The following is a 16,537-nucleotide window of genomic DNA, read 5'->3' as shown; positions in this document are numbered from 1 at the left end:
CCACGAGCACGCCGCGCGCATGTGAGGCGAGCATCGGCTGCTCGGCCATCAACGCCAGGCGCTGCGCATTGATGGCCTGGGCATCCCAATCGGCCTCGCTCAGGAAAAATTGCAGTCGCTGCACTGCCGCTGCCTGGGCCTGCACCACCGGTTCGGCACCGGCCAGCGCTGTGAGTGTCTTGTTGCGGTCGTGCGGCAGCAGCAGCCCAGTGAGGTACGCCCGGAAGCTGCGTCGCTGGGCCAGCGTGTGGAACAGCTCATCGAACCTCTTGGCGTAGTCTTCAAGAGGTCCAGGCGCCGGTGGGCATGGGCGTGGAGCAGTCATGGCAATGACCTCCCAAACCGCTTACAGCAATCGACGTGCCTGCTTCAACAAAGTACCGCTATGGTGTCGGGCGTGGCGATCGCGCCGGCGATCTCCTGCGCGCCGTGCACGTCGTCGGTGCGCCGGCCAGCGCGTGCACGCCCGGCAGGTCGTCCAGTGCCACGGCCATGGACAGCAGGCATTTCACGTTGCGCCCACTACGGCCCTGGCCGCGCAGCGTCACGGAGCTATCGCCGCCGGTGAGGAAGTACGCAGATTTATTGAGAGACGTGATCGGTCTCACAGAAGATTCAATTTCACGCACATAAATGTTGTCAATAACATCCTTTGGACAACGATGGAGACAACGCGTGCCCTCAGCCTTTCACTCAACGGTTCGTTTCACCAAACCGGCCTCGACCATCGCCGCTGCCTGCCTCTTGCTCGTCAACGCGGGCTGTGGCGGTGGCAGTGACGCGCCCCCGCCTGTCGAAGGCGCCGCGACAACATTAAGCGCGACGTTGAACAATTTCATCCTCGACGATCCGCTGGCCGGCGACAATGGATTGCCGCAGTCGCCTGCAAAAACGACGTCCTATGGTCAGATCGCTATCGGGATGGACGTTGACGGCAATGCGATCCAGGCCGTTGACGAAGTAGACCTGCAGTATTTCGAGGGAAAGTACTACCTTTACGGTCCTTCCTTCACATGTGGCTCCTTCAACTACTCGCCCGGCGTGAATACCGGTCCGCTTATCCCGACGAATCCGAACTCGACCTATCGGTATTGCGGGCTGACGGTATACGTCTCGGACGACCTGATGAACTGGAAGCTGCTCGGCACGAACTACATCCAGGACCCGGTGACAGGCGAGCACTACTACGTCAAGAAGCCGCGGGTGGTCTACTCGCCCAAGACAGGGCTGTACAACATGTGGTTCCTGAATGGGCAGGCGGCGTTGTCCCAGATGGGCAGGACGGGCAAACAGTACGTGACCCAATCGGCCACACCGTACGGGCCGTGGAGCACGCCTTTCGAGCCCGTCATCTTCAACAGTGCGGGTCCCGTGGATTTCGCGCTGGCAACCGGTCCCGACGGGAAGTCGTACATGGCAACGTCGCACGGCGTGCTAACCACGGCGATGCTCAATGACGAGAAGACCGGCACCGTCGATCGCACGGACATTTCTGTCGCGAACAACGCAATCGGCGGCGGCGTGGGCCTGAGCTACCGCAACGGCTGGTGGTATCTCACCGGTACGAATACCTGCGGCAACTGCCTTGCATCGAACTTCTACTATCTCCGCGCCCGCGATCCTCACGGCCCTTGGCTCAGCCCGGCTGACGACTCGTCCGCTGCGCCACTGACCCCGGTGCAGCTTTCTTCCGACTCGGGCTATGCCCAGATGAAGGCGCCGTTCGTCCTTCCGGACTCAAAGGGCGCGACCCAAATCCTGCTCCCCGGAACCCGCTATATCTCGAACCCGCTCGGCGCACCGAGTACGAGCGTCAGCCAGGCCGGCGACAACAATCTGGCACTCGCAGGCTGGTACACCGTGCCGCTCGAGTTCGACGACCAGGGCAGGATCCTGCCGCTCGGCACGAAGCCCAGCTACCAGTTCCCGCTGGCCAAGGCGACTGCGTCCAGCCCGATGCCGACATACCAGGCCAATTTGGGCATCGACAGTTCCAAGTCGGTAGTCCAGAGCTGGGACTTGAAGCCCGGGGAGACGTTGGCCGCGGTCCTGCCGTCGATCTTCCAGCGGACCCCGGACAAATCGCCCGCCCCTGCGGTCAGCGCCACGATCCAGGAGCCATTCGTCAACGCGCCATTGCAGGCGCGCCTGCAACTCCCCAATGGACTCTCCTACAGCTGGGAGATCGACTCGAGAACGGTCGCCTGGGCCCCGTCGAAAGTTCCGCTGAACCTTCCGCAGGCCTATACCGGTGGCGGCCGGGTGACGTTGACCCTCAGCGCCAACGCGACAAACGGCGGGTATGGCGTCGCCGTCGGCAAGAAGGGGGCCCTCCTTAACGGCCAGTATGTCGCGGTCAAGGCAGGGACATCGACCCCATTGCCAGACGCCGAGATCCTGCTTTCCACGTCAGCCACCACCCTGGCACCGCCTCGCATCACCGCTCAGCCGAAATCCATCCGCGTGAGCGCTGGATCGAACGTGGGCTTCACCGTGCTGGCCGAGGGTGTCGGCCTTGGGTACCAGTGGCAGCGCAACGGACAGATCATTTTCTCGCCGAACGGCTACAACGAGTCGACCACTGCGGCGCTGCGCCTGTCTTCGGTCACGACCGCGGACAGCGGCACCTACACCGTCACCGTCATGAACCAGGTCGGAGCAGTCACGTCAGTCCCCGTGATGCTGCAAGTCACCCCGTAGCCAACGACATGTCGGGGTGTCCCGTGCGGCGGCAGGTCTGTCGACCTGCCGCCGTGGCAGCGCTGTTGCGAGCTACCTCGACGGTCCACGGCTGCTCAAGGCAAAGACAGGCCTGCTATTCTCTGTTCGGGTGAGCGTTTCTGCCGTGCACTATCCCAATCCCCGACACCTCCGCGCCTTCGTCGCGGTGGCTACCCTCCGCTCCTTTCACGGTGCTGCAAGCACCTTGCACATCGGTCAGCCGGCACTGAGCCAAGCCATCGCGAAGCTTGAGGAAATCGTCGGCGTCAAGCTGCTCGAACGCACAACGCGTTCGGTCAGCCTCACCCCCGCCGGCGAAGAGTTCCTGGCCGATGCGCGCCGCGTGCTCGAGTCGAACGAGAGGCTGCTTCAGCATGGCACCGATTGGGCCACTGGTGGCCGCGGCCGGTTGTCGATCCTTTGCATTCCGTCCGTGGCGCACCGGCTTCTGCCAAATGTCATGCGCCTGTTCAAGGCACGGTATCCCGGCGTACAGGTGGAGGTGCATGACCTGCCGGATCCTGTGCTACGCGACCGCATGAGCCGTGACGACGGCGATCTCGCCATCCTCTCGCTGTTCGATGAGGGTCAACCGGCAGATCACCTGCTGCCGCTGCTGCGCGACCGGTTCAGGCTGGTGTGCCGGGTGGATCATCCAATGTCCCGGCAAAAAACGGTAGACGGCGCGGCAGTTGCCGCACAGCCGCTGGTGATGCTGCGGCGAGGCACGGTCTACCGTGCCTTCATGGACGGCCTCCTCGGTGAGTCGGCGCCGCCGCTCAACAGCGTGGAGGTCGATCAGGTTGCAACCCTTCTCGGCATGGTGGAGGCTGGCCTTGGCGTCTCGATCCTGCCTGGACTGGGCTGTCCCAGCCCGGCACTGACGTCGATCGTCACTCGGCCACTGGTTCGTCCGGAGCTTTCACGGATGCTGGCTCTTGCACGCCCTGAGCGTCACCTCCTGAGGCCAGCCGGCGAAGCTTTCGTGCGCGTGGTCCTGGATTTCCTGCGCAGCAGCGAGATCGTGCTGCCTGAAGGTGTTGAACCCTTGACCTCGACACAGGAAGCGCAGCAACGGTTTTTTGCAGCCGAATAGCGGACAACGAGCAACTACTGCCCACTCGGTGCAGTTGTGCAAGTTCCCGATTCAGCGGTCTTCCCCTGGAACAGCTTGCGCCTTGTTTGGCGAGACGGGGACAGGGCCAGGCAGTGCCCTGCATTCATAGAAGACCCGCACGGTGCAGCGGGCGCAGATGCTTGGCTCCAGCCGGCCGCAGATGGCGCGGATGGCCGAGCGCTTGTCCTGGAAGACATGGTCTGCGCCCAACTCGTCCAGGAAGCCGTCGCGCCGCCACTGTTCCACCACGCGCGGGCGCGGGCGGTGAAAGTACAGGTCGCCGCCCGCAGCCCGGCGCGCATGCAGTTCCTGGCGCCACAGGTCCGAGCCGGCCACGTCAATGAAGTTCATGCTCTTTGCCATCACCAGCAGGTGCATCTGTGGCCGGGGCTCGTCGCGCAACGCCTGCAGCTGGTCCGACACGTGCGCAGTGGCGCCGAAGTAGACCGAGCCCTCCATGCGCAGCAGCTTGAGCTGCGGGCACTCCGGCTTGGCCCGCGATGATTGCGCCACCACGACGAAGGGTCGGTGGATGTCGCCGCGCTCACCGTCGAAGCCCATGGTTCGCATGGCCGGGCGCGAGGTGCGGTGCAGATACAGCCCGAGGGAGAGGGCGCTGCCGATGAGTACCGCGATCTCCAGACGTAGGGTGAGGGTCGCGGCGCAGGTGACCACCGCAATGACAAGCTCCTGGCGGCTGGCCTTGGTGAGCTGCCGCCAGCGTGGACGGTCCAGCAGCGTCCAGCCCACTAGCACCAGCAGCCCGGCGATGGCGGCATAGGGGATCAGCGCCAGCACCGGCGCGGTCAGCGCCACGAGCGGAACGACCATCAGCGCCGCGAACACCGCTGCCATACGTGAGCGTGCGCCGGCCTCCAGGTTGGGCATGGAACGGTTGAGCGAGCCGCAGGATACGTAGCAGGAGAAGAAGCCGCCAGCGAGGTTGGACAAACCTTGACCGAGGAACTCGCGGTTAGCGTCGATGCGCTGGCCCGAGCGTGCGGCCACGGCCTTGGCGATGGCGATGGACTGCGCCAGCGCCACCACCGTGAGCGCCGCCGCGATCCCGAGCAGCTGCGGCAACTGCTCGAACCGCACCGCCGGCACGTGGAAGGGAGGCAGCGGCGAGGGCAGCGTGCCGAGCAGCCGCACATGCCACGTCGACGGCGCCCAGCCATCCAGCATCCAGGCCAGCCCCGTGCCGGTAGCCAGGGCGATGAGCATGAAGGGCGAGCCGCGACGCCAGCGGCGCAGGGCGCCGGCCACGCCCAGCGTCGCCAGCGCGACCAGCAGCGCGCCAGGCTGCGGCGCCTGCGTGAAGGCCGCACGCAGCACGCCCGCGGCGCTGGTGCCTGCAGGCACCGCGAGGCCCAGCGCGTCCTTGAGCGCGTGCACGGCGATGAGTAGCGCCGCACCGGCGGTGAAGCCCAGCAGCGCCGTGGGCGAGATGAAATTGGCGACCGCTCCCAGGCGCAGCGCACCGGTGGCGAACTGCAGCAGCCCCACCAGCACCGTCACGGCCAGTGCCAACTCGATGTAGGCCGGGCTGCCCACGACCGCCAGCGGCGCGAGCATGGCAAACAGCGCCAGCGAGTTGGCGTTGGTAGGGCCGGAGACGACTTGGCGGCTGGAGCCCAAGAGGGCTGCCACGATGCAGGGCACCACGGCCGAGTACAGGCCGTATTGCGGCGGCAGACCGGCCAGCGTGGCGAAGGCGATGCCTTGCGGCAGCACCAGCACGGCCCCAAGAAGGCCGGCGAGCGCGTCGGCGCGCATATTGTCAACCGAGTTGCCGCTCCACAAGCGTGCCACGGTGGAGCGGCTGCGACGATGCAGGGGTGCGCTCATCGCCGCCTTCTCTTTGTCAGAAGATGTGCTGGATACCGATCTCGGCTCCCGTCGACGTGGCGCCCGGTGTGAGGGCGCCGCCGGACGAGGAAGCGCGATAGGTCTGGGTGCCCTTGTTCGACACGCGCGCCGTGTTGCCGTAGAGCGCGGTTCTCTTGGACAGACGGTGAACGTAGCCTACGGCCACCTGCGTCGCGTCGTTGGCGTCGGTTCCTGCGCCGGACTGATTGGCTTGCTGGTACGAAAGGCGCACTTCTCCGGCGCCCATCGGCACTGCAACGCCGACCAGCCAGTTGTCCTGCCGGCGGGTCTTGTAGGTGCCCTTCTGGTAGAACGCCATCGGTCGCACCATGCCGAAGTCGTACATGCCGCCGACGTTCACCACCTTGAAGTCATTGTCCGCGGCATCACCCTGCGTGATGCCGACGCTGACAGCCACCTCGACGCCGGGCTTCATGTAGCCCGTGCGCAGGCCCCGGTACTTCTGGCCTGGCGTGCCCTCCCCTGCAGCCACCATGGCGTGCGCAAAGAAGCCGCCGATCGAAGGCGTGAAGTAGGAAACCGCGTTGTTGGTGCGCAGCAGCGTGAAGGCTGCACTGCCAAGCGATGCCGTCGTCGGCTCCAGATTGTTGGCGTTGGCAATGCCGTTGGCCTTGAACGGATCGAAGCGGGAGATGTTGCCGTACGACGGCGTGAAGTCCCGGCCCAGACGAACCTCACCGAGCGGGCTGGAGAGCTGGACGGTCGAGCGGCGATTGAACAATGCAGTACCGAGGCCGTTGCTGCCTCCACCGTTGCCGGTGTCCGACTGCACGCCGGCCTCCAGCCAGAAGCCGGCTTTCAAGCCTCTCCCCAAGTCTTCTTCGCCCCTGAACGTGAAGTTGCTGCCCGAGATGCCGTCGTTGCTCAGTGAATACAACGTGGCGTCGTTGCGGACCATGCGCACGTTGACGTCGAGAATGCCCTGCAAGGTCACCGTCGACTGGGCTTGAGCCCATGAACAAGTCATGAGCAACGCGCCGGCGATGCATGCCGCAGCGCCTGGAATGGAGCTCTCACGCGCTCCGGCCTGGTTCGTTTGTACTTTCACCACTGTCTCCTGTTCAGGTGGTTTGTTGTGGCAGCGGCTGGGCCGCTGCGATGAGGCATGTCGGTGCATTGGCCGCGGAGCAGCAGATGCAATTGATGCGTCGTCCTGGAAATCAGGCAGGCGCCTATGTGCAGCGTCATGGGACTGAAGCTGCCTTCGACCGTTTTGAGGACGTCGTCCGCAGACGCCGGGACGGGCGTCTACATGCCTGTGTCTTGTGCGCTGGCAGGCGCGAAGCCGCAGGTCCAGGTGAACTGCCGAACCTGCCGGGCAGGAAGGACCCCTGAGCCGTCGGATTCCGACTTCTCTCCCAAACGGCCCGGCAGCAACGTCACGGGCTCGGCACAGAAATAGCTGCCACGGACAGGGCGGTGGAGGACCAGGCCGCTCACCCCCGTGCACGAAACGACGATGGACCCCCTGGCCGGAGAGCGCAGGCAAGCGCTGCCAGTCCACTCTGAGAAAGCAGCTGTTTCTCCAGGCTGCATGGTGAACAAAGGCATTTCGACCTGATCGCAGGCGCGGCCGTCTTCGTCGAGCTCGTGCCGCGCATGGGCACTGAACCCCAGACCTCCGCCAGCCATGTCAGGATCCGCCGGGTGATACGGGTGCCAGCCCATGGCCAGAGGCATCGGCTCGGTTGCCTCGTTCTTGATGCTGAGCGTCACCGTCATTCCTCGTTGTCCCAGTTCAACGACCTGCTCTGCGACCCAAGGCCACGGCCAAGCGGCGTCGCCACCGTCATGGGTACAGCGCATGACGGCCCGCTGACTCGTGGACTCGACGACGCTCCATGCACGCCTGTGCGCGGATCCGTGCAATGCGAACCCGGCGGGACCGGGCTCGGGACGCACAAGCGTCCCGCGGAAGACAAAGCCGTCGCGCGGCAACCGGTTGGCAAAGGGCAGCATTGGAAACGCGCCTGCCTTGGGCCACGCATGCTCATCGAAGGCTTGCCCGTCCCACTCGACCAGCAGAGGAACGCTCGCTCCTCCATCGCGCCAGGCCAGGGCAGCAATACGGCCTCCAGCGGCTGGTGCGACCCTTGCCGAGTAGGGACCGAAGCCAAGCTCGATCATTTCTTCGCAGGCGAGCCGCACGATCACAACCTCAGTCGACTTGGGCGCCGGACAAGGCAACGGCCTCTTTCCACCGGGCCATCTGCTGCGTCACGAAGGCGGCGAATTCCTGTTGCGACGTGCGCTGCACTTCGAAGCCCAGGGAAGCCAGTTGCTGCTGCACCTCGGGCGTTTCCAGGATGCCGTTGATCTCGTCATGCAGCTTCTTGACAATGTCGGCCGGTGTACGCGCCGGCACATGAATCCCGTTCCAGCCCGCCGTTCCAGCGTCCGCCAGTTTCAGCTCTATCAGCGTCGGCACATTGGGCAGAAAGGTGGACCGGCTTGGCGTCGTCACCGCCAGCGCGCGCAGCTTGCCGCCCTTGATGTGCGGGGCCGCTTCCGGAAAGCCGGACATCATGGCGTCCACCTGCGCCCCCAGCACGTCGTTGAGCGCAGGCGCACCGCCCTTGTAGGGCACGTGATTGAAGGCCAGGGAGCTCTTCTTGCGCAGCAGCTCCAGCGCCAGGTGCTGGGCCGATCCGCTGCCGGGCGTTGCAACGTTCAACGGCTTCGACGGGTTGCGGGCAAGGGCGGCGAACTCCTGCATCGTCTGCGCGGGCGAGGAAGCGGGCACCACCAGCACGCTGGGAATGTTGGCGATCTGGGCCACCGGCGCGAAGTCCCGCACCGCGTCGTAAGGCAGCTTGCGGTACAGGCTGGGATTGATCGAGAACGGTCCCGATGACAGCAGCAGCGTGTACCCGTCTGGTGCGGCACGCGCGACTTCGGCCGTGCCGATGTTCCCGGAAGCTCCCGCCTTGTTGTCGACGATCACCGGCTGCTTGAGGCGGTCCTGCAGATGCCGTGCAATCACGCGTGCGACAGCGTCGGAAGAACCACCGGCCGGCCACGGCACCATGAGCCGAATCGGCTTTTCGGGATACGCGGCCTGGGCGTGCAGCCCCATGCCCAATGCCAGCACGGTCCCGACGGCCGCAAATAGTTTTCTGAATGCCATGTTGTCTCCTGGTGTGTTGCCGAGCGGTCAGGCCGTCAATCCGAGTCGCGTGAAGTATTCGGGCGGTGCGTCGTTGAGCTTCATCAGCTGCACCATCTGCTCGATCAGGTGCTCGCGAACGGCAGGGTCCTCGATGGGGTGCTCCTGTCCGGGGTCCGAGGCCAGATCGAACATCACCGTCTGCGTGTCGTGCTGCGCTGCCGGTCCATGCAGCTTGTAGTTCGGCGACTTGGGTGTCGCAGGCACCCGCAACACCGGTGCTCCCTTCGTGAATGGCTGTGCCGGGGCCAGCGCGGCGTCCTGCAGCTCCTCCACCGCGAACAGCTCTTTCATGTGCATCGGCATGAGGGTGTACTGGTAGAGGCCCTCGCGGTGCATCTCGGGCGGGTAGAGGAAGAGCGTGTAGCGGCCGTCCGTGACGTTGACGGCACTGCCGAAGACGCCGTAGATCGCGGCCTCGCGCACGGTGGTCTCGCGCTCCAGCAGCGGCATCAGCGAGCAGCCGGTGACCTCGGCAGGTAGCTTCATGCCATGCATCTCCAGCAGCGTAGGCATAAGATCGATCGTCTGCGTGAGTGCCTGGCGACGTTGCCCAGCCTGGTTGCGGAATGCCGGGTGATGGATGAACAACGGGATGTGGGCCACCTCGTCATAGCAGGGCATGACGTTCTTGGACCACCACGAGTGCTCGCCAAGCAGGAAGCCGTGGTCCGTCGTGACGATCAGCGCGGTGTCGTCCCACATGGCATGCTCGTCCATGTAGTCCAGCAGCCGGCCCATCTCGTGGTCGCACAGCTCCACGATCGCTGCGTAGTTCGCACGCAGCTCGTCGCACTCCTCGATCGTCTCGGTCACGCGCTTGTACGGCGGGAAATCGAAAATCGGGCCCTTGTAATTGGTCGGATAGTTGCGCCGGAACTCCGCCGGGGCATGGAAAGGCTCATGCGGATCGAAGGTCTCCACATGCAGCAGCCAGTCCTCGGCCATGCGGTTGCCTTCCAGGAACTCGAAGCCCGCGTCAAAGCAGCGTACCGACGGAAAATCCTTGTACTCGCGAATGGACTCCCGATTGATCATGTGGGCGGAATGCTTGTGGCGCCGCTCCTGCGTGAATTGCTTCGGGTGGTACATCTCGCGGAAACGCTCCCAGGGTGGCTGCACCATGGCCTTCCACGGGTCGCGCTCCTGGCCACGAACGAACTCGTAGGTGTCGTAGCGGTTGTGGTACGTCGCGCCGCCGTCGCCCCAGTAGTGGTAGTGGTCGGACACCAGGTGCGAGTACACGCCTTCCTTGTGCATCAGGGCGGCGAACGAGTTGTCGAACGGCTCCAGCGGTCCCCACCCACGGTGCATGAAATTCAGGCGGCCCGTGTGCATGTCGCGTCGCGCGGGCATGCAGGGCAAGCTGCCGACGTAGTGGTTGTCGAAGGTGACGCAGCGCTCGGCTAGACGCGTGAAGTTGGGTGTCTTCACCGTCGTGCCGCCATAGGGCTCCAAGGTGCGCCGATTGAGCGAATCGAAGAGAACGAAGATGGTTCGCATGAAGACCTGCCGAAGTGCTTGAGGAATGCTATTTCCCGGACATCAATTCAACAAATTGAATCTCGATTTCCATCCATCATCAAAATCAATTTGTGCATTCGCGCTGCACATCGGATCTTTGCGGCCGCGCCAGCAATCGGTACCGTCCTTGCGACGACACGAATAGTCCCGGGCTCGATTCCCACGATTCCAAGGCGTGCGTACCCGTCATACGTACGCAGGTTTCCATCCACCTCAACGACCGTCTTCAGTCGCCGTTCAAGCAATGCGTCTGCACGAAGCACCCCTTACACGTCCTGCTTGGCGAATCGTCGCAGAGGTCACCAGAAGTCCAGATTTCGCCCACAGGAGGCGCTCAAGGGATCGAGTGGGATCAGAAGGCGAAAGGCGTCTCCGCGATGCCGCGCACGCCCGGCCGCGCCACGAACACCGCGCCGTCGAGTGCGGCATCGAAGTCCTGTGCCGGCTGCGCCGGCAGGATGGAAGTGACGAAGAGGTGGTCGAGGTCCGGGCCGCCGAAACTGCACATCGCTGGCTTGCTCACCGGCACCGGCAGCGACTGCCGCAGCGTGCCATCGGGCCTGAAGCGGTGCACCTGGCCGGCGTCATTGCCGCAGATCCAGTACGCGCCCGCGGCGTCCACTGCGGCACCGTCTGGGCGGCCAGGATGGTGGTTCATGTCCACGAACTCACGCCGATTGCCGAGGTTGCCGCTGATGTCGAGGTCGAAGGCCCAGATGCGCTGAGCCTTGGGGTGGGAGTCGGAGAGGTACAAGGTGCGCCCGTCAGGGCTGAAGCCCAGGCCGTTGCCGGTGAGCAAGCCGCCGAGCATGGGCACCAGGCCGCGCGCGTCATGGCGCCAGAGCATGCCCTTAGCTAGGCCGAGCGACATGTCCATCACCATTGACGTGACCCAGAAGCGGCCGTGCCGGTCACAGCGCCCGTCGTTGAAGCGCATGCCCCTGTGCGGGAACGTCGCGGCCTGCAAACGCTCAACGTCGATGGTACCACCACGTTGCGGCTGCAACCTGAACAGCCCAGTCTCCATGCCCGCTAGCAGGCCTCCCTGCGCGTGCAGCGCGATGCAGGCCAGGCGCTCGGGCATGTCCCACTGCACAGTCTCGCGCGTGGCCCAGTCGAGGCGGTGCAGCCGGCGGCTGTCGATGTCTACCCAGTACAGCGCCTGCTCGGCCACACTCCACAGCGGGCACTCGCCCACGCGGTTGCGCACTGCGCATAGCACTTCCATTGCAGCGGCCATGGCGCGCTCAGTCCTGCGTGAAGGGACCGGTACGCACGAAGGCGCCGCCCTGGTAGATGGTGGTCGGGTCCCCCAAGTCCAGCCTGGGCTGCCTGGCCTCGACGGCGGCGCGGAAGGGCTCGGAGGAATCCTGCGGCCGGTAGCCGATGTGCGCGGCGCCACCGTTGTCATACCAGCGCGTTTTGTTGTCGGAGATGCCGTAGATCACGCTGCAACCGAGCGCCGGCGTGGTCAGCACAGCCATGACCAGGCGCTCCAGGTCGTCGTAGCTCAACCACGAGGCCAGCATGCGACGGTCACGCGGCTCGGGGAACGAGGAGCCGATGCGCACCAGCGCGCTTTCGATGCCGTAGCGGTCGAAGTACAGTTGCGCCACGTCTTCGCCGAAGGCCTTGCTCAGGCCGTACAGGCCGTCGGGCCGCGGCGGGGTGTCGGTGCCGATGACCTCGCTCTGCTTGTAGAAGCCGCAGACGTGGTTGGAGCTGGCGAAGACGACGCGCTTGACGCCAGCCAGCCGGGCGGCCTCGTAGAGGTTGTAGGTGCCGACGATGTTGGCCTGCAGGATTGGCTCCCACCGCTGCTCGGTGGAGACGCCGCCCAGGTGGATCACGGCGTCCACGCCTTCGAGCAGCGCACGCACAGCGGCAGAATCCTGCAGCGCCGCAGGCATAAGTTCCTCGCCTGCGGCCGCTTCGCCCAGCGGCGCCACGTCCGACAAGCGCAGCACGTCACAGTAGCGCGCCAGGCGCTCGCGCAGCACGCGGCCAAGCCCACCGGCGGCTCCGGTGAGCAGCAGGCGGCCGAAGCGGATAGAAGTCACAGGTTCACGCAGCATCATTGGTTCCGTCACAAGAGAGCCTTGCGCCCGAGTTCGGCACAGACAGCCGGTCTGGAGATTTCGTTCGCGAAATGCCGTGCAGTGTCTTCAGCAAGCGCGTTCACGTCCAATGCAAAATTGGTTACGCGCAATACCTTTTCAGCAAGAGGAGCCATGCGGTGGACCTGAGGCAGTTGAACTACTTCATCGCCGTGGCAGAAACCAGGCATTTGGGACGAGCCGCGGAGCAGCTGCACCTGTCGCAACCTCCCCTCTCCCGACAGATCCAGCAACTGGAGGAGGAGTTGAAAGTAAAACTCTTTAACCGCACGCCACGTGGTATGGAGCTGACGCAGGCCGGCGTGGCGTTGCGGCGCGACGCTCGAAACATCCGCAGCCTGGTCGCGCAAGCTGCGCAAAGGGCGCAGCGGGCAGGCAAAGGTCAAGTCGGGAGGCTGGACGTCGGCGTCTACGGCTCGGCCACCTTCGGACTGGTGCCTCGGATATTGACGGCCTTCCATGCCAGACACCCCGATGTAGAACTGGTGCTGCACCATGCGCAAACGCCAGAGCAGTTGGCAGCACTGCGCTGCGGTCAGGTACACATCGTGTTCGAACGCATGCTGCCTGATGATAGTGACATCGACGTGGAACTGGTGGCGCGCGAACCGGTGTTGCTCGCACTTTCCGCGACTCACCGGCTAGCCTCCCGGCAGCAGGTCGACGTAAGCGAACTGCGCGACGAAACGATGCTTGTTGGCACGTCACCATCGATTGCAGCCATGTCCATGCACCTTTGCTGCTGTCATGAATTCGAGCCACGTCTTGCCCCACCGGTGGACAACATCGTCACAGCGGTACTGATGGCAGCGGCCGGGATGGGCGTCACATTTGTGCCGGAGTCCATGAGCAACGTCCACTTTCCTGGCATCACCTACCGGCCGCTGCTCACTCGCGTTGACGTCTTCATGGAATTGCACTGTTTCTACCTGCGCCGCGAGGCATCCTCTCCCCTCATTGCCGCCATGCTCGATACAGCGCGCCGTTTCCTGAAAAGACGTGTATAGGCAGCGCACTCGTCAACGAACAATTCTGTCGCATCCGATGTAAACCTGAGTTTGCCTCCTGAATCACCAGACACGGTCTATTCTTACGCCTCTCTTGAAATCCGAGTGGGTTGACTTGCCGGCTTCGGGGCTGGCGGCTAAGGTCGATGAGGCATGCTGCCGCCTTGGCCATAAAGACCAGAACGTTTGAGATGCACGACAGGTTGTTCGAAGCTGCGCTGATAATCACTGCACCGTGGTCTGTCACAGGTGCGCAGTTCGATGAGGCGGCCAAGGTTCCGACGGTGGCCATTGACTTCGCCGTGGGCTCTCACTTCGCTGTCGAGGGCGTGCTTGGCGAGCACTCGGTGCACGACACCGTCACAAAGACCTATCGGCACTTGAACTTCTTCCAGCACGAGGCCTACTGCAGGTGCGCACGCCGCGGGTGAAGCTGCCCGACGGCTCGGTACATCTGGTCAAGCCGCCGTTTGCCGGCCGCCTGTCGGGCTTCACGCTGCTGTTCGAGGCCTTGCTGCTGATGCTCGCTTTCGAGATGCCCTTCGCCGCTGTGGCGCGCATCGTGGGCATCTCGCCGCACCGGGTGATAGCCATTTGCAGGCGATACGTGGCGCTGGTGCTGGCTGAAGCCGACTTCAGCGACTTCACCGCGCTGGCCATCAACGAAACCTCGCGTGCTCGCGGCCACGACTACGTCACGCTGGCGGCCGGCACCGTCAAGCGCCGTGTGCTCAGCATGACCGACGGGCGCGATGCCAAGGCCGCTGCCACGATCGCCGGTGAGCTCACTGAGCGCGGCTGCCCGCCCGAGCAGATCGAGTCCGTCAGCATCGACATGTCGCCCGCGTTCATCAAGGGCGTCGGCGAGCAGTTGCCCAACGCGCGCATCACGTTCGATAAGTTCCACGTCGTCTGGCACGCCAACGCCGCAGTGGACAAGATGAGGCGCATCGAGCAGTGCAGCGACAAGTCCCTCAAGGGCATGCGATGGTCGCTGCTCAAGGATCGCGACAGCCTCAAGCCCGAGGCCGCCGTCGAGCTCGACGCCTTGATCGCCCGGATGGCCAGCGTACGTACCGCGCGGGCCTGGGTCTACAAGGAGCGGTTGCGCGAGATCCTGGAACGCAAGCAGATCAACGTCGTTCGCGCCAGGCTGCTGCACTGGTGCCGCTGCGTCATGCGCTCCAAGGTCGAGCCGATGAAGGCCGTGTCCACCCTCGTGCGCCGCCACCTGGAAGGTATCGTGGCATGGGCACAAACGCGGGACCAATGGCTTCCTGGAGGCCCTCAACGGCCTGTTCCAGGCCGCCAAGCGCCGCGCGCGAGGCTTCACCCGCATGGCCACCATCAAATCCGTGGTCTTCCTCATCGCCGGCAAGCTGGACTTCAGCGCAGTCAGTCCTCATGCCGGCAACCCACTTGAATTTCAAGAGAGCCACAGATGCCGAAGTAGCTTTCGGCTTATCAATGCGATTGCGGGGGCAAGGCCATAGGTTTTAGCAGCATGCAAGCGCCTCCATTTCAAGCAACTCATCAAGCTGATGCAGGAACCTTCTTACGTCGATCGGCTTGGTCAAATATTTTGCAAACCCTGCATCGCGCGCACGGCTTATGGTCCCAGGCATGGCATCTGCTGAAACGACGACGCATGACAGGTCACACGTTGCAGGGTCGGCACGCAGTCGCTTGAAAATTTCGCAGCCAGTCATGTCAGGCAGGTGCAGGTCGATCAAGACAAGATCAGGCTGCAAGCGTCTGCACAATTCCAGTCCATCTGCACCATTGACCGCATGGTGGAACGTGTAATTGACTCTCATGCCTAGAAGGCACTGCACCAGCATTGCGCTGGCATGGTCGTCCTCAATGTAAACCACCGTCACGGATTTGTGAGCGTAGTTGCTGGCAGGGATGCCGGCATTCAGAATCGCTTTCATGCTTCGAACCCATGCTGTTATGCGCGCCCAACTTGTGCCTAGGCAACCGTTCCTGGTAGCAGCCCAAGCACTGCTGGCGCGTTGCACAGGGCAACCGCTCAAGCTTGGATGGTTAGGGAGGAAACAGGTTGGCTGATGCAGCTGGTGCAACAGATCAGATCTACGCGCGATTCCCCTACCCTTCTAGCAGGGACGCAAGCACGGTCTCAAGCCATGAGAACACCGTACATCAGGAGTTTCTGCGCAGCGGTGGACGGCATCGTAATCCTGTGCCGGGCAAACGAGAAATCATTCGCATCCATTGCAGCTATTGATGCGCATCATAGGCGGCTACTCTCTCCGCGAAGACTGCCTCGGTTAGCATCATATTCTCCTGATGCATTGTATTTTTCAGCGCACGATTTCTGCAGCTGACATGCTGGAACGTTGCTTTAACAACTTTATCTTTTTTGCCTGGTGTTGATCGCCATGAAGCGGTGATCAATAGCGCCGAACACTGACCGACCTTGCATGTCCAGCACTTCGAATTTCAGCCGCTCACCGATTTGAAGAAACGGGGTGCGCGGCTCGCCGTGCTCTATGACTTCCAGGGCACGGCGTTCAGCCAGACAGGCTGAACCAACAGCTTGGTAAGCCTTGTTGGAGACCGTACCCGAGCCCAAGATGGTGCCAGCGCGCAGGTTGCGGTTGTAGGCCAGGTGCGCCAGCAGCTCGCCGAAGCTCCAGTCCATCTCGCGGCCGTTGGGATGGCCGAACCACTCGCCGTTGCGGCTCACGCGCAGGTCCAGCGCCACGCGTCCCTCGGCCCAGGCCTCGCCCAGCTCGTCCGGCGTCACGGCCACCGGTGCGAAGGCCGTGGCGGTCTTGGCCTGGATGAAGCCGAAGCCCATCTGCATCTCGCGCTGCAGGTGGCCGCGCATGCTCACGTCGTTGAGGAGGGTCACCAGCCGGATGCGCGACTGCGCCTGCGCGGCGCTGCTGCCCATGGGGATGTCGTCCACGATGACGGCGTACTCGCCCTCGAAGTCGCCCTGGTCGGCCTCGATCAGCGGGTAGCCGTC

At 63.8% G+C, this 16,537-nt stretch carries 13 protein-coding genes and 1 pseudogene; 4 read left to right on the top strand and 10 right to left on the bottom strand.

Annotation, left to right across the window (positions count from 1 at the left end):
- Positions 1–325 (bottom strand): transposase (locus tag H537_RS43840; RefSeq protein ID WP_043459099.1); only part of this gene is annotated, 325 nt, incomplete at its 3' end.
- A gap of 350 nt (positions 326–675) precedes the next feature.
- On the opposite strand from H537_RS43840, the gene H537_RS0117545 reads away from it, so the two are divergent.
- Both H537_RS0117545 and H537_RS0117540 read left to right on the top strand, forming a co-directional pair.
- The gene (locus tag H537_RS0117545; protein ID WP_169517035.1) at positions 676–2,700 is read left to right on the top strand and encodes a family 43 glycosylhydrolase; all 2,025 of its coding nucleotides are present in this window, start codon (positions 676–678) and stop codon (positions 2,698–2,700) included.
- Between the two features lie 16 nt (positions 2,701–2,716).
- Positions 2,717–3,817 (top strand): LysR family transcriptional regulator, encoded by a 1,101-nt coding sequence (locus H537_RS0117540; RefSeq protein ID WP_084150770.1) that lies wholly within the window; start codon positions 2,717–2,719, stop codon positions 3,815–3,817.
- Between the two features lie 51 nt (positions 3,818–3,868).
- Here H537_RS0117540 and H537_RS43835 read toward each other — a convergent pair whose 3' ends face one another.
- From H537_RS43835 to H537_RS0117505, 7 genes are all read right to left on the bottom strand, one after another.
- Complete coding sequence (locus H537_RS43835) at positions 3,869–5,614, bottom strand: SulP family inorganic anion transporter (RefSeq protein WP_043459097.1); 1,746 nt, start codon at positions 5,612–5,614, stop codon at positions 3,869–3,871.
- 88 nt (positions 5,615–5,702) lie between these two features.
- On the bottom strand, positions 5,703–6,776 hold the full coding sequence (locus H537_RS0117530) for a porin (protein WP_169517034.1): 1,074 nt from the start codon (positions 6,774–6,776) through the stop codon (positions 5,703–5,705).
- 200 nt (positions 6,777–6,976) lie between these two features.
- Positions 6,977–7,882: an aldose epimerase family protein gene (locus tag H537_RS51265; RefSeq protein WP_084150768.1), complete on the bottom strand. Its 906-nt coding sequence runs from the start codon at positions 7,880–7,882 to the stop codon at positions 6,977–6,979.
- Positions 7,883–7,886: 4 nt separating this feature from the next.
- Positions 7,887–8,855, bottom strand: a complete 969-nt coding sequence (locus H537_RS0117520; protein ID WP_028998903.1) for a Bug family tripartite tricarboxylate transporter substrate binding protein — start codon at positions 8,853–8,855, stop codon at positions 7,887–7,889.
- A 27-nt stretch (positions 8,856–8,882) separates the two neighbouring features.
- The gene (locus tag H537_RS0117515; protein WP_028998902.1) at positions 8,883–10,397 is read right to left on the bottom strand and encodes a sulfatase; all 1,515 of its coding nucleotides are present in this window, start codon (positions 10,395–10,397) and stop codon (positions 8,883–8,885) included.
- 373 nt (positions 10,398–10,770) lie between these two features.
- Positions 10,771–11,658 (bottom strand): SMP-30/gluconolactonase/LRE family protein, encoded by an 888-nt coding sequence (locus H537_RS0117510; protein WP_028998901.1) that lies wholly within the window; start codon positions 11,656–11,658, stop codon positions 10,771–10,773.
- Positions 11,659–11,665: 7 nt separating this feature from the next.
- Complete coding sequence (locus tag H537_RS0117505; protein WP_028998900.1) at positions 11,666–12,493, bottom strand: NAD-dependent epimerase/dehydratase family protein; 828 nt, start codon at positions 12,491–12,493, stop codon at positions 11,666–11,668.
- A 161-nt stretch (positions 12,494–12,654) separates the two neighbouring features.
- Here H537_RS0117505 and H537_RS0117500 point away from each other — a divergent pair, with 161 nt between their 5' ends.
- Both H537_RS0117500 and H537_RS43830 read left to right on the top strand, forming a co-directional pair.
- Positions 12,655–13,542, top strand: a complete 888-nt coding sequence (locus H537_RS0117500; protein ID WP_028998899.1) for a LysR family transcriptional regulator — start codon at positions 12,655–12,657, stop codon at positions 13,540–13,542.
- Positions 13,543–13,733: 191 nt separating this feature from the next.
- Positions 13,734–14,960 (top strand): annotated as a pseudogene (locus H537_RS43830) (ISL3 family transposase); the annotation flags it as partial.
- Positions 14,961–15,038: 78 nt separating this feature from the next.
- On the opposite strand, the gene H537_RS51260 reads toward H537_RS43830, so the two are convergent.
- On the bottom strand, positions 15,039–15,476 hold the full coding sequence (locus H537_RS51260; RefSeq protein WP_084150765.1) for a response regulator: 438 nt from the start codon (positions 15,474–15,476) through the stop codon (positions 15,039–15,041).
- A gap of 440 nt (positions 15,477–15,916) precedes the next feature.
- Positions 15,917–16,537, bottom strand: a 621-nt coding sequence (locus H537_RS0117485; protein ID WP_028998898.1) for a fumarylacetoacetate hydrolase family protein, incomplete at its 5' end; no start/stop codon positions are given.

The organism is Azohydromonas australica DSM 1124 (genome assembly GCF_000430725.1).
Classification (GTDB): Bacteria; Pseudomonadota; Gammaproteobacteria; order Burkholderiales; family Burkholderiaceae_C; genus Azohydromonas; species Azohydromonas australica.
This window is presented reverse-complemented; position numbering and strand designations above follow the sequence as displayed.

Coding starts and splice junctions, on each gene's coding strand:
- H537_RS51260 (WP_084150765.1), bottom strand. CDS start 15,476: ATGAAAGCGATTCTGAATGCCGGCATCCCTGCCAGCAACTACGCTCAC.
- H537_RS43835 (WP_043459097.1), bottom strand. CDS start 5,614: ATGCGCGCCGACGCGCTCGCCGGCCTTCTTGGGGCCGTGCTGGTGCTG.
- H537_RS0117520 (WP_028998903.1), bottom strand. CDS start 8,855: ATGGCATTCAGAAAACTATTTGCGGCCGTCGGGACCGTGCTGGCATTG.
- H537_RS0117505 (WP_028998900.1), bottom strand. CDS start 12,493: ATGCTGCGTGAACCTGTGACTTCTATCCGCTTCGGCCGCCTGCTGCTC.
- H537_RS0117510 (WP_028998901.1), bottom strand. CDS start 11,658: ATGGCCGCTGCAATGGAAGTGCTATGCGCAGTGCGCAACCGCGTGGGC.
- H537_RS0117515 (WP_028998902.1), bottom strand. CDS start 10,397: ATGCGAACCATCTTCGTTCTCTTCGATTCGCTCAATCGGCGCACCTTG.